The sequence below is a fragment of the uncultured Porphyromonas sp. genome, from assembly GCF_900541275.1.
Lineage (GTDB): Bacteria > Bacteroidota > Bacteroidia > Bacteroidales > Porphyromonadaceae > Porphyromonas_A.
Window position 1 is genome coordinate 14206 of the sequence record NZ_UQJH01000002.1, and the last position, 14256, is coordinate 28461.

The 14256-nt window shown below is 53.3% G+C and carries 7 protein-coding genes; 4 read left to right on the top strand and 3 right to left on the bottom strand.

The features are described 5' to 3' along the window. Positions 1–197: 197 nt before the first annotated feature. From QZR17_RS02355 to QZR17_RS02370, 4 genes are all read left to right on the top strand, one after another. Positions 198–2363: a DUF262 domain-containing protein gene (locus tag QZR17_RS02355; RefSeq protein WP_297127178.1), complete on the top strand. Its 2166-nt coding sequence runs from the start codon at positions 198–200 to the stop codon at positions 2361–2363. Positions 2364–2683: 320 nt separating this feature from the next. After that, positions 2684–3844 (top strand): 1-deoxy-D-xylulose-5-phosphate reductoisomerase, encoded by a 1161-nt coding sequence (gene dxr / locus QZR17_RS02360; RefSeq protein ID WP_297127181.1) that lies wholly within the window; start codon positions 2684–2686, stop codon positions 3842–3844. An 18-nt stretch (positions 3845–3862) separates the two neighbouring features. After that, on the top strand, positions 3863–5179 hold the full coding sequence (rseP, locus tag QZR17_RS02365; RefSeq protein WP_297127184.1) for an RIP metalloprotease RseP: 1317 nt from the start codon (positions 3863–3865) through the stop codon (positions 5177–5179). Between the two features lie 2 nt (positions 5180–5181). Next, the gene (locus tag QZR17_RS02370) at positions 5182–7614 is read left to right on the top strand and encodes a Smr/MutS family protein (RefSeq protein WP_297127187.1); all 2433 of its coding nucleotides are present in this window, start codon (positions 5182–5184) and stop codon (positions 7612–7614) included. A 398-nt stretch (positions 7615–8012) separates the two neighbouring features. Here QZR17_RS02370 and QZR17_RS02375 read toward each other — a convergent pair whose 3' ends face one another. Genes QZR17_RS02375 through QZR17_RS02385 form a run of 3 tightly spaced genes read right to left on the bottom strand, consistent with a single transcriptional unit; the run spans position 8013 to position 14191 of the window. Beyond that, positions 8013–9158, bottom strand: a complete 1146-nt coding sequence (locus QZR17_RS02375) for an Sb-PDE family phosphodiesterase (protein WP_297127190.1) — start codon at positions 9156–9158, stop codon at positions 8013–8015. Between the two features lie 37 nt (positions 9159–9195). After that, positions 9196–10947: a RagB/SusD family nutrient uptake outer membrane protein gene (locus QZR17_RS02380; protein WP_297127194.1), complete on the bottom strand. Its 1752-nt coding sequence runs from the start codon at positions 10945–10947 to the stop codon at positions 9196–9198. A 10-nt stretch (positions 10948–10957) separates the two neighbouring features. Then, on the bottom strand, positions 10958–14191 hold the full coding sequence (locus tag QZR17_RS02385) for a TonB-dependent receptor (protein ID WP_297127197.1): 3234 nt from the start codon (positions 14189–14191) through the stop codon (positions 10958–10960). Between the last annotated feature and the right edge of the window lie 65 nt (positions 14192–14256).

Below are 14256 nucleotides of genomic sequence, written 5' to 3' on the forward strand. Positions count from 1 at the left end.
CTATTCCTCCATATCCTCAACACCCTAATATCCATTTTGATCTAAGCAGAAACAGAGCCAAGGATATGGCTAAGTCCGTCATTGCACTCGAAATATAGAGGACACCACAATCCGTGCACCATCGGGCTGAAAGAGGCTAATCAACAAATAACTACATTTGCATAGCCACTTACATCAACTTACACTTAACAACAACTATGGATGGTAACGCAGAGCAGATTATGAAGCGCCTGAGGAACTATCACTCGACCTTCAGGATACCTGTATACCAGAGGAATTACGACTGGGGTGAGCATCAGTGCGAGCAGTTATGGAAGGACCTGATGGATCTCGTCAAGCACCCTGACCGCCCGTCTCACTTCTTTGGGAGTATCGTCGCCAAGGGAGAGAATGATGACTGGTTGATCATTGATGGTCAGCAGCGTATCACCACCATAACCCTTATCATCATCGCACTATGCAGAGCTGCCAAGAATGGTGACATCACGTACTGCGATGCCCGAGAGATAGATGAGCTGGAGGTCAATAATATCTTCATCGACTACAATAAGGACCAGCTCCGTCTGATCCCCATAGAGAAAGACCGGCAAGCGCTGCGGGCTCTGGCCTCGATGCCTGAGGATCTGTTTGTCCAGGAGTCCAATCTCACAGCCAACTACAGATACTTCTATCAGCGTATAAAGTCCGCAGAGCACTCCCTGGAGGATATCAAGGAGGCACTCTTTAGGCTGACAATCATCTTCATATACCTTAGTGACAAGGATGATCCTCAGATGATCTTTGAGAGTCTCAACTCTACCGGTCTCGACCTAAGTGAGGCAGATAAGGTGCGCAACTTCCTCCTTATGTCCCTCTCTACAGAGGAGCAGGAGCGGTGCTACCGTAAGTACTGGCGAGTGATCGAGTATAACACCGGCTCTGATCCCACACGATTTATCAGAGACTACCTAAGTATCAGGACAGGAAGGATCGCCAGCCTGTCGGGGCTGTACTACGACTTCAAGCATTACTTCAGCTCTGAGAGTAACAGCAGGGAGGAGGAGATGAGAGAAATGGAGTACTACTCGAGGTACTACCGACAGGTCATTAACGCCGACACGGGTGACAAGTCTCTCAACACCAAGCTGCAGCACCTGGGTAATATTGGATCTGAGGTTGGCTCCTCCTACTACATGGATCTCCTCAGCGATCGGAGCAAAGGTCTTATATCGACAGAAGAAGCGTACCAGGCGCTGAGTATCATAGAGAACTGGTGGGCGAGGAGGATCATATGCGACTACCCGGCCAACTCGATGACTAAGATCTTCTGCACGCTCCACCGCGATGTCTACCGTATGCGGGAGAAGTCTGATGAGCGCCAGGTACCCTACCATGAGGTCCTCAAGTATATCGTCCTGTCAAAGACGGGGAAGGCGAAATTCCCGGACGACACCGAGCTAAAGGATCAGCTCGGGAAGAGACAGGTCTATCTCATCACGAAGAGTTACCGGAACTTCCTCCTCGAGAGACTGGAGAACGAGGATGGGAAGGAGAGCATCGACATCATCCGCGGCTTAGTCGAGGGGACGATCTCGATAGAGCACATCATGCCTCAGAAGCTTACCCCCGACTGGCGGAAGAGTCTGGGCGAGGACTACGAGAGAGTACATGCGGAGTACCTCCATACTCTCGCAAATATCACCCTCACCGGATACAACTCAGACTACGGCAATCGGAGTTTTGACGAGAAAAAGAACGGGTACGTCACGGCAAAGGGGGAGCTGGTAAAGGGATACAGGGACAGCAAGTTTGCCATCACCCAAGAGGTCTGCACCTATGATCACTTGGATGAGGCATCGATCCAAAGGAGGCAGGAGTGGATCTACGATCGACTCATACAGCTATGGCCGATGCCGGAGACCGAGTTTGTCCCAAGGGAGGACGACGTGGTAGAGATCAGGCTCAGTGACGATGAGAGTCTCACGTACAAGATACTCACCGCCTTTTCTTACCAAGGTGAGACACACGAGTGCAGTCTATGGGTTGAGATGCTGACCAAGGTTGCCGAGCTGCTGTATGCTCAATACCCGGAGAAACTCCGCAGACTATGTGCGGAGAATAAGTTTAGCTACTTCACAGACTCGTTGGAGGGACAGAAGTACCCCTTGGACTTCAGGAGACTTGGTCCAAATGTTTATCTGAAGACTGCTCTAAGTAACACCAGCAAGCGCTTCCAGCTGCAGATTCTCTTCGACGAGTGTGGGATCGACCAAGAGGACTTGGTATTCTACGTCAAGCTGCCCGCCAAGTCCAAGACAACGGTGGATAGGAAAGAGGACTCAGGATCCGAGGACAAGAGGCTTCCCCTCGATCTCCTCGACTAAGCTACACTTAGAGTCAAACCAATCAGCAGAACAACAGCTAATAAACAGCCCTCAGAGTGCCAAAATCACTATCCCTCTGAGAGGCCCTAATAGGCTGCCTCTCAGAGGGAAGTAATCCATCATTTCTAATACCGGTATTAGCTTCGACTATTATCGGTATTAGTTTGGACTAATACAGACTATAGTGATCACTAGTACCGGTAATAATTTGATGCTTGTGTGGAGGGGCATTCGTTCGGCTCCCTCCCGGCCGACGGTTAAGTGGACTGGAGAGCGGTATCTTTTGGTAACTTTGCGACCGTATTATAGATAAGAGAGATATGGCGCAGAAGAAAGTTACGCTGCTGGGGAGTACCGGATCGATCGGCACCCAGGCACTTGAGGTGATCGACCGACACCACGATGAGCTGGCTGTGGAGGCTCTTGTATTTGGATCCAACGTGCGGGTGGCTGTGGAGCAGGCACTCCGCTTCCGTCCTCGTGTCGTGGTGACCGGTGAGGAGAGACTCTACAAGGAGCTCAAGCAGGCTCTCCGCGACACCGACACTGAGGTAAAGGCGGGTCGTGAGGCGGTACTGGAGGTAGCCGGCTCCTACGACACCGATGTCGTACTCTCCTCCATTGTCGGCTTTGCGGGGCTTCACCCCACCATCGAGGCGATCAAGAATGGTCGCTTGGTGGCTCTCGCCAATAAGGAGTCGCTGGTCGTCGGTGGCGAGCTGATCAGCCGCATGGCGCGGGAGAATGCAGGCGTAATCCTCCCGGTAGACTCAGAGCACTCCGCCATCTACCAGTGTATTGTCGGCGAGAGGCATGGCGATGTCGCTAAGATCTACCTCACCGCCTCGGGGGGACCATTTGTCGACTTCACTATGGAGCAACTCCGTGAGGTGACTCCAGAGCAGGCGCTCCGGAACCCAAATTGGGACATGGGCAACAAGGTGACGATAGACTCCGCCTCTATGATGAATAAGGGGCTGGAGATGATCGAGGCGCACCACCTCTTCGGCGTAGCGCCCCGTGACATTGACATCTGTGTCCACAGGCAGAGCATCGTCCACTCTATGGTGGGCTTCCGCGACGGAGCGGTCAAGGCACAGTTGGGACTGCCGGATATGCGGGTGCCGATCGCCTACGCCCTACTCTTTCCGCACCGACTCCGCAGCCTGACGGATCTCCCGACGATCGATCAGCTGAGCAGTCTCACCTTTGAGCGTCCCCGACGGGATGCCTTCCCCTGCATCGACCTCGCGTACCGCGCCATCGAAGAGGGGGGCACCTCGCCTTGTGTCCTCAATGCTGCCAATGAGGTGGCCGTCCGCCGCTTCCTCCGCGGTGATATTCGCTTCACGGACATCCCCGAGCTGATCAGCCACTGTCTCGACCGTATGCCACAGCGTAACGCCGTCTCTCTCGAGATGCTCGAGGGCTGCGATACTGAGACTCGCAAGCTGGCCGAGGGCTGGAGCCCCCGACATTAATCACACATAGATCCATATATGGGAATCCTCATACGCATACTTCAGCTACTCCTCTCACTCTCACTGCTGGTATTTTTTCACGAGCTGGGACACTTCTTGTGGGCCAAGCTCTTTGGCATCCGCGTCTCCAAGTTTTACCTTTTCTTTGACTGGAAATTTGCTCTCTGGAAGTGGAAGCCAAAGGGGTCCGAGACCGAGTACGGCATAGGCTGGCTACCCCTCGGGGGCTACTGTGCCATTGAGGGTATGATCGATGAGCAGGAGGCTGAGACAGGCGTGCCAAGCGAGCCGGAGGAGTGGGAGTTTAGAGCGAAGCCAAAGTGGCAGCGGCTCCTCGTGCTGGCAGGTGGCATACTGAACAACGTCCTGATGGCAATCCTGATCTACTGGGGTCTCTCCTACCACTATGGCGTGGATCACATACCGATGGAGGGCGTTGGCGATGCGCTCACCTACTCCAGCGTAGGACACCGCATGGGACTGCAGGATGGTGACCGCCCATACGCGCTGGACGGCAAGGAGATCAAGTACTTCGATGGTACTCTCGTCCAGGAGATCGCCAATGCAGAGACCTTGACGGTGGTGCGAAAGGGGAGTCGGGTCGACCTCGCCGTACCGGTAGACCTGATCCCGGCGATGCTGGAGACCGATAGCGCACTCTTCTACATCGACCTCCCGAGTGTAGCCGACTCCGTCCTTACCGGATCCAACGCTGCCCGCGCAGGAGTCATGGCGGGAGACGAGGTGGTGGCACTCAATGGCACACCGATGAAGCTCTCCGGTCTGCTGCCCGCCGTGAAGGAGCTCCGTGGAGACACGCTCCTCCTCACCCTGCGGCGAGATGGGGAGATGCTCCAGCTACCGGTCTATGCTGATCCGGAGGACGGGCTTGGGATCATGTTCTCCGCCGATCCGGGTAAGGCTTTCGGGAAAATACATGAGGAGTACGGCTTCTTTGAGGCACTGCCCAAGGGCGTCTCCCGCTCCTGGCAGCTCCTGACCGGGTACGTGGACCAGCTCAAGTATGTCGCTACGCCTCAGGGAGCGAAGAGCATAGGTGGTCTCGGGACCATCGGAAGTCTCTTCCCGCCGGTATGGAACTGGCTATCCTTCTGGACCATGACCGCATTCCTCTCGATCATACTCGCAGTGATGAATCTTATCCCCATCCCCGGGCTCGACGGAGGGCATATCTTCTTCCTCCTCATCGAGATGATCACGCGGCGGCAGATCCCCTATAAGTATGTGTACTACATTCAGTTGGTCGGCATCGGGCTGCTATTCCTCCTTATGATCTATGCCAATGTGGCTGATGTGATCCGATTCCTCTTCTGACCATGCGCAAGCGTACCGACGATAAGTCTCCCATCTATCCCTCAGTGGAGGAGGTGGAGTCGACCAAGCTCGGCTTCTCCGCCCTCAGGGAGAGACTACTCCACCACTGCTCAAATGAAGTGTCCCGCTACTTGGTGTCGCAGATGCACTTTATGGACTCCACGTCAAGGGAGCTGAGGACGGAGCTGAGGCGGGTGACCGAGATGCAGGAGCTCTGCGACAGTCGTGCCCTACCCTCCTGGGGCTTCGGGACACTGCGCTCAGCGATCAAGGGCGTGCGGCCGGAGGGGTCCTACCTGGAGCCGGAGCAGCTACGCGCTCTCCGCGAAATGCTGGATGCCACGGCAGACACCGCCAAGCTACTCACGGAAGATGAGGCGGAGGACTACCCGCTCCTCCACCGACTGATCGGGCGACTGGAGCCACTCGAGGAGCTGAGGCGGGAGCTCCATCGGCTGATCGGTGACGATGGGGAGATCTCTGATGGCGCATCGGACGAGCTGCGGAGCATCCGTCGGGCGATCCGCTCTCTCGAGAGCTCCCTTGGGGCCACGATGCAGCGGGTCCTTCGCTATGCCCGACAGCAGGGCTGGGTCGACGCGGATGCCTCCGCCGTGATGCGAGACGGTCGTCTCCTCCTCCCGATCAACCCCGGCAATAAGCGCGACATCCGAGGCATCGTCTACGAGGAGTCGGCGACCGGCAAGACTCTCTTCGTAGAGCCGGAGGAGGTGGTGCTGCTGCACAATGAGATAAGGGAGAAGGAGGGCGAGGAGCGGCAGGAGATCCTCCGACTCCTCCACGCCTTCGCTGACCGACTACGGCCATGGCTCGACACGGTGCGAGATGACATCACAATCCTCGGGATACTCGACTTTGTCCACGCCAAGGTACTCCTCGCCGGGGAAATGGATGCGGTGGTACCGGTGATCGAGACGGGAGAGCAGCGTATGGAGTGGTGGAAGGCACGCCACCCTCTCCTCGAGAGACACCTGAGGGAGGAGGGGAGATCTCTTGTCCCGCTGGACATCAAGCTCTCTCCGGAGGATCGGATCCTCATCGTCTCAGGACCAAATGCAGGAGGCAAGTCGATTACCCTTAAGACTGTAGGGCTGCTTCAGTATATGCTACAGTGTGGTCTCGCTGTGCCGATGCAGGACCACAGCGTGATGATGCTCTTTGACAAGATCTTCATCGACATCGGTGACCAGCAGTCGCTTGAGGACGACCTATCCACCTACTCGAGCCACCTGACGAATATCAAGTTTTTCACCCGCAACGCCACGGACAGGACGCTACTGCTGATCGACGAGTTTGGGAGCGGCACAGAGCCGACCATCGGTGGGGCTATTGCTGAGGGTGCACTGGAGCAATTCCGCCTTATGGGCGCCTTTGGTGTGGTGACGACCCACTACGGCAACCTGAAGGACTACGCCTCGACCCACGACGGACTGATCAATGGAGCGATGCTCTTTGACCGACAGCGGATCCAGCCACTGTACCAGCTGGTGATCGGACAGCCGGGGAGCTCCTTTGCCATAGAGATCGCCAGGAGCATCGGACTGCCGGAGGTGATCCTTGACTACGCCTCAGAGCAGGTGGGGGAGGACTTTATGCTGCAGGACAAGTACCTCCAGGACATTATGCGCGACAAGGCCTACTGGGGTCGTAAGCGGTCGGAGGTACACAAGCGGGAGAGAGAGCTCGAGGAGGAGCGCATCCGACTCCAGCAGAAGCTCGACGCCCTCCAGTCCAAGCGTGAGAGCGTCCTCTCAAAGGCACATCAGGAAGCTCTGGACATCGTCTCATCAGCCAACGCTGCGGTGGAGAAGACGATCCGCGACATCAAGACAGCCAAGGCAGATAAAGAGCGGACAAGGAAGGCTCGGCAAAAGCTGGACAATAAGCGCACCTCACTTGAGCAGAGGGTGCAGCCAAAGGAGAAGCGGGAGCAGAAAAAGAGCAACGTATCAAGAGAGGCGATCACCATCGGCACCGGGGTGACACTCGAGGGGGGAAATACAGTGGGCGAGGTGACCGAGATCAAGGGCAAGGAGGCACGCGTCTCCCTCGGAAGCATCACCGTCACCGTACCACTCTCCAAGCTCACTCCCACGATCCGCAAGCAGACGATCATCCTCAAGGAGCCACCCAAGGTGGTGGAGATGCAGTCCGATGAGCGTCGGTTAGCCTTCAAGCCCCTCCTCGACTGTCGTGGACAACGGGTGGATGAAGCCCTCCGGGCAGTGACCGGATTTCTTGACGAGGCGGTGAGCTACGGCATGAGTACCGTCAGGATCCTCCACGGCACCGGCACGGGAGCGCTGCGTCAGTCGATCCGCGAACTGCTATCGGATCACCCGCACGTCGCCTCCTACGAGGACGAGCGTGCTGATCTCGGAGGAGCAGGCATCACGATCGTCCACATTGGCTGACGATTCCAGTCAAGCCCTCCCTAAGGAGTCACGAGTATCATATCTTGATCTCTCACCGATCAGTGACAATGACCAGCACTCTGAGTGCAGCTGCAAAGAAACACCTCTGGAAGGAGTCAAAGTCTCATACTTCTCCTATGGTCTCCTTACTGCAAAAATTATCTCCCTCACGCATAAGCCATACGAGCCTTTACTCTACCTAGCGAGATCGGTTTAAATGACATCCTACTGAGATTCGTCCGACAAGGAGACTTTTTTAGGACTCATTGTCCGCATGTTCACCCCAGAAAGATCACACTACCTCAGCGATGGAGCAGGAGCCTATCAAAAGGGGTGTGCCAGAGATCAATACACCCGGCACACCCCTTTTTCTTCTCTTAGTGACCTCGTCCGATCGATCACAGATCAAAAGTTACAGTCAAGTGCTTATCGCTCCTGATGTATGTATTGCTTACTTCATAGGATACCGAGGATTGACCTGCTCTTACAGTCAGTATTTGAGAGGATCTCGGGTAGAGTACGACTCTCTTGGTACCCTCATCGGATAGGAGATTGAGCTCAAAGTAGAGATCGCTATTATTGCTGATCGTGTAGTAATTGGTGGTCGCCTTCTTCCCCGAGGCACAGTGATACGATCCGCTGATAGAGACGCAAGCATCGAAGATTGCCCGTATATTCTCTTCCCTTCCGGCAAGGAGCTTACCGGCCCAGGCGATCGTACGACCGGCCTCCAGCCCCTCTCTGATGCCATCTGCGGAGCGATCCTTTGCAAGCACTAATGTCATCGTGCGATGAATGAATCCTCTTGTACGATCGTAGTCATGTCGTACCAGGTTATGGATATCAGACGTACCCATCACGGTGAGATTGTGATCAACACACCAGTCCAGGGCACGCTTGTGGAAGCCGAAGCCATTGATCACCTCGATCCCCCTTAGAGCTCCCTCACGATAGATCTGATCGATAAATGGGAGCCAGGTATAGGAGCCCTCGATATTGGGCTTCCAGCCGGGGTGATTCCAGAAAATGAATGCTCGCTGCGCCTTCGCTGCCCTGATGCTCTCTATGTCCTGCTCGCTGCTCTTGTCCTCGCTAAAGAGAGAGTTATCGGTCGTAAAGATAGCGTTGAAGTGACCCGGAGGGGTGTCTCGTGTGATCTCTGACCCCCTGATCAGTATTAGATCCCTCCGCAGGGCGTCCTCCTGAGCGATCTCATGAGCACGATTGTGTCCCGTGGAGACGTCATCGTGGTGGGGATGGTACTCGATATGGTCTGTAATGGCCAGAGCATCAAGTCCCTCCTCCCATGCCTCTTGCGTCCTGATCGTAGGCCATACCAGCCCGTCTGAGAAGATAGTATGCATATGGAAGTCACACTTGAGGACAGTATACTCTCCCACAGCTGGGATCATTATCAGCTCTCTCATCTCCGGACGTCTCTGCTCCTGTAAGTAGAGCATGCCGTCACCCTCTACATTCTGAGCCCAAACGTACAGAGGGCTACTGCACATCATCAGGGCTACGATTAGTGTTCTGATCTTCATGTCGTTTACTTGGATTTATATAAAACACTCACATTGATTATTTCCACCCGGGATTTTGCTTGAGATTAGGATTGAGCACCATATCTTCCTCGGAGATGGGATGAAGGTATTTTTTCTCACTGAATACTCTCTTCTCCTCATTTCTCCACAGGACGTTTCCCTTGTCTCCCTCTGACAGGACAGCTGAGGTGCCATCGATGACATAGTAGATGACCCCCGGTGTCTTCTTGGACGGAGCTTTCTTGACAAAGGAGACGTCAGGTGTCCCATTGCCATCCAGATCCATGGGAGTATCCATAGATGGGACATAGATACCCTTCCATGGCATTTCTAGCAGATCCCCCTTATGCCATCTGAGGAGATCTCTATACCGCAGTCCCTCATAGCAGAGCTCGATGCCTCTCTCACGTCTGATCTCGAGTAGATACTTGTCATGGATCTCGGGGAAGTAGGTCTCCCGCATATATGGGTCTGGCGAGGAGGGGATCTCCGGACTTACGCCGGCACGCTCGCGAAGTGGAGCTATGGTAAGCTGCCATATCGTCTGATCAAACTTCCCCAGCTCAGCCATCGCCTCAGCATAGTTGAGCAGGATCTCTCCGTAACGAAGTAGGGTGACTGAGTTGTAAGACTCACCTACGCCATCCAGTCGCTTATCGTCAAGACTGAACTTGAGGATATGATACCCGGTGAAGGTGTAGCCAAAGTTGGGCGGTGCCGGAGTTCCATCACTTCTCTTGTACCCTAAGGATCTGATCGTCTGAGATAGCCTTGGGTCACGATCCTTCATCTCGTCCACGAATAGCATCTTATCATAATCGGGGCGATCAGTAAAGCGAGAGCCATCCTTCATCAGATAGGTATTGACGAATTGCTTATTGAGTCCCCATCTGGCTCCGTAAGTGGCACTATTGTACTTCCACGTGATGTTATGCCATCGCTTCAGAGCGTTATTGTACTCTACGGCGAAGAGTATCTCCTCTACAACCGGCTTCTCACTGATAAAGAGTGTACGATAGTCCGTGTCTGGATGTCCTGTGGAGTAGAGACGATACTTACCGGAATCCATGACTTGCTTCGCTGCGACGGCGGCCTCCTCTAGGAAATGCTTAGAGGACTCCTGCAGACCAAGCTCAGGATGGTACTTTCTGTACGTACCCTCAAATAGACTGATCCTGGACTTTAGTCCTAGAGCTACTTGCTTCGTGATGGTGGTTGCACTCTCATCTTTGATGTCTCGGAGGTTGACAACGGCGTAGTCTAGATCTGCCATGATCGAGTCCATCACCATTGCCCTCGGATCTCGTGGCCGCATCAGCTGCTCCTCGTCATCAGGGTCTATAGGCTCACTGTACCATGGGACATCTCCATAGGTGACCACTTTGTCGAAGTATTCCTTGGCTCTGAAGAGCCTCGCTACACCTATAAAGTGGCGCTTGCTCTTTTCCTCAACCGGGGATGCAGTGGCTTGGGCTATGAAGTAATTGATGTTACGTATGCTAGTCCAGTCCCATTTTTCCTCGTTAACTGGGCTATAGGCTCCTGCGATGAAGGTCGGCGAACTGGTCTTTGACGTAAAGTCCCCCATCCCATCCCTATTAACAACGGACAGTCCACTAGGCAACATAGTCTGGTAGAAGGAATTGGCGTACAGCTCCAGCTCTGTTTCCGACTTGAAGTAATCCTCTGGGGACAGCTTATTTATAGGGGACAGATCCAGGAAGTCAGTACAGGACGCCAGGCATATCAGAGCGGATAGGACACAGCCTGCTCTCTTTAGATTATTCATTGTATGGTGCTTAATAGGTGATTTGGAGACCGACAGTCCAGGATTTCAGCATCGGGTAAGCGTAGCCCTGCCCCTGTCCATTAGTGAGTTCCTTCTTTGGATTCTCGATCACTTCGGGATCGAAGTTTGGAGCGTGCTTGGAGAGATTAGAGTATGTCAGTACGTTCTGACCTGTCAGATACAGCTGAGCACGTGTGAGCTTGAGCTTGCTTAGGACAGAGGAGTCGAGGTTATACGTAAGGGTGACATTCTTTAGTCTGATGTAGCTGGCGTCCTGCAGATATCTGGTCTGAGGTGCCCCTAGTGATCTCTTAGTCCCCAGAGCTGTATACCCTCTAAATCGGGGGAAGTAGGCGTCAGGGTTTTCCTCTGTCCAGTGATTATTGATAAGATAGGTAGGCTGGTATCCATACGGTCTATTGTAAGGACCATAGAAGAGCCCCGCCTCCGGCGAGAAATACCAGTCTCTCTTCCCTACGCCCTGGAAGAAAAGTGAGAGTCCAATATTGGACCAATTGACTGACATATTGAGTCCAAATTGGTATCGTGGAGAGCTGTTCCCGATGATCCTCCTGTCTCCCGGGTGGGTAACAGTGTTTGAGCCCTGATTGATGACGTGATCATTATTTAGGTCCGCAAACTTCAGATCGCCGGGGAGCCAGACCCTGTTATTGGAGTTCTGCAGGTAGCTCTGGTCAGCGTGAGTCTTGATATCAATCTCGTCCTTAAAGAAGCCCAAGGTCTCGTACCCCCATATCTCGCCTATGACCTCGCCCTTGTAGTGCTTCCCCAGTATCATCTCATCATTATTGTACCGCGTAATCCTAGACGTGCTGTCCCACACAGACGCTCTGATACTCCAGAGAAAGTCCTTCCCTCCAAGATCAAATTGGTCCTTCCACGAGAGGGATGCCTCCCAGCCGGTCGTCGACATATCCGCATAGTTGCCGAAGGGGACTTTATTACCAAAGACGCTCGGCAAAGGCTTGCTCTCAGTAAACATATCCTTCGTCTGCCGATCATACCAGTCCAGGACAACCTCCAATCGATTGTTGAAAAGGTTGGCATCCAGCCCAATATCGATCGTATTGGCAGTCTCCCAGGTGAGCCCGTCAGGTATGACATTGGGCATAGAGGTATAGGTCTTCCGGACACCATTGAGCAGCACAGAGGTCTGACCCACTCCCATCGTCTCCAGAAATCTATAGGGAGGGACATTACCATTGCCGAGTGAGCCATAAGATGCACGTATCTTGAGGTTGTCGATCCAGCTGCGACTTGCGGACATGAAGGGCTCATCGCTGACCCTCCATCCCACTGAGAGTGACGGGAAAAATCCGAAGCGTTGACTCGCAGGGAATTTTGAAGACCCATCGTACCTGCCATTAGTCTCGATCAGATAACGCCCCTGATAGTCATACGACAGTCTGTAGAATAGACCCATAAACGACCAGTCGCTGCCCCCTCCTCCTATACTGTAATTGAGGCCATCCATCAGATCGTAGTCAGGCAATTGCTCTGACAAGAGTCCGTCTCTGGACGTACTCAGTCGGCGTGATGACTGCTTCTCGATATTGTAGCCAAGGAGAGCCGTAAGGTGGTGCATATCCCGGAACGTGTCCTTGTACTGGGCTGTGACGTTCCCGCCGAGGTATGATATGCGCTCATTATATGATCTGAGCTGACTCTTCCCGAAGCGCCTGACCTCGCCCGGACGTATGCTGTAGTCGATGTAGTTATTTGATCGCATCTCTTCCCTAAATGACTTAGAGAATGTAAAGTCCGCCTTGACCATCAGCTTATCGTCAAGTGCATACCCTGTCAGGCTGCTGATGGACTTTGTAGAGTCATAGTCTGTCAGGGACTTATTCTTCTGCTCGATAAATGCAGCCACACCATTATATACCGCTGAGTGTGTATAGGTCCCGTCCGGGTTACGTAGCACTGCGATCGGATAGCCCTGGTGCTCAAATTGACGCCAGATATTCCCGTCCCCGTCTGATAGCATCGGATACTTATACGAGTACTTATTGTACTCCACATTCTCATCAAATGTTAGCCATGGGGTGATCTTTACTGAGCCTTTCAGCCTAAGATTGTACTTATGAAATTTGTCAGCATTGTAATTAAAGATCCCGTCTTGGAAGTAATATCTGGCAGAGGAGTACAGACGGACTCTCTCTGACCCACCGCTGACTGATACGGCCTGCTCCGTCGCGAAGGATCGGCTCTTATATATCATCTTGTACCAGTCTGTATCCCCGAAGTACCAGTACTGCCCCTTACTCTCATTGTAGATTGCTTCGGGTGCATTAGGATTTATGTCCTGTTCCTTGAGTGCGTCCAGATACTCTACCGAAAAGGGATATATGTTATTCACCGATATAGGGAAGGACTTATAGTCATACCAGGCGTTGAAGGCATCAGCAAAGTTTTTTGCCCATGAGTACCCATCAGTATTGAGCTTGGGGACAACGGTGGGCTGATTGATCGAGTAGTTACTTGATACGTTCACTTGGATCTTCCCTTCGGCAGCTTTCTTTGTGGTTATGAGGACTACCCCAAAGGCAGCACGAGATCCATAGATCGCCGATGAGGCCGCATCCTTGAGTACAGAAATGCTCTCTATGTCATTTGGATTGATCATCGACGGGTCTCCCTCTACGCCATCGATGAGTACAAGGGCCGAACCGCCAGCGCCGATGGAAGTCCTACCTCGGACATTGAAGGACACTGAGCGAGTGGGGCTACCATCGGGCATTGATATGTTTAGATTTGGGATCATCCCCTGTAGTCCTCTGGCGAGATTAGGTAGGGGTCTATTCTCAAGGACATCTCCACCGACCTGACTCACAGCACCAGTGAGATTGACCTTCTTCTGACTACCATATCCCACTACAACAAGCTCGTCGAGCAGGTCGGTATTCTCCCTAAGAGTGATGTCGAGTGGAGATGTCCCATCCCATACAACGGTGATATCCTCAAAGCCCACGTAGGAAAACCTGACTCTCTGCCCGACCTGTAGCTTGATGGCATACTCCCCATCTGCCCTCGTGACCGTGCCTTCTTTAGTCTCCTGCACGACAATACTTACACCGGGAAGTGTACCCCCTGTCGCGTCACGGACCACTCCCCTTAGGAGCTCCTTCTCTTCTGCGTATGACAGTACTGCAGAGGAACTAAGAGCGGAGACAAGCAGTCCTGACAAGAAGCACTTGAGGAAAGATCTGGTGCTGTAACTCATTGTTTCAAAATAAATTGCCGAGTAAACGTTAGTAATTATTTCTATTTATTACACGGCAAAAGTAT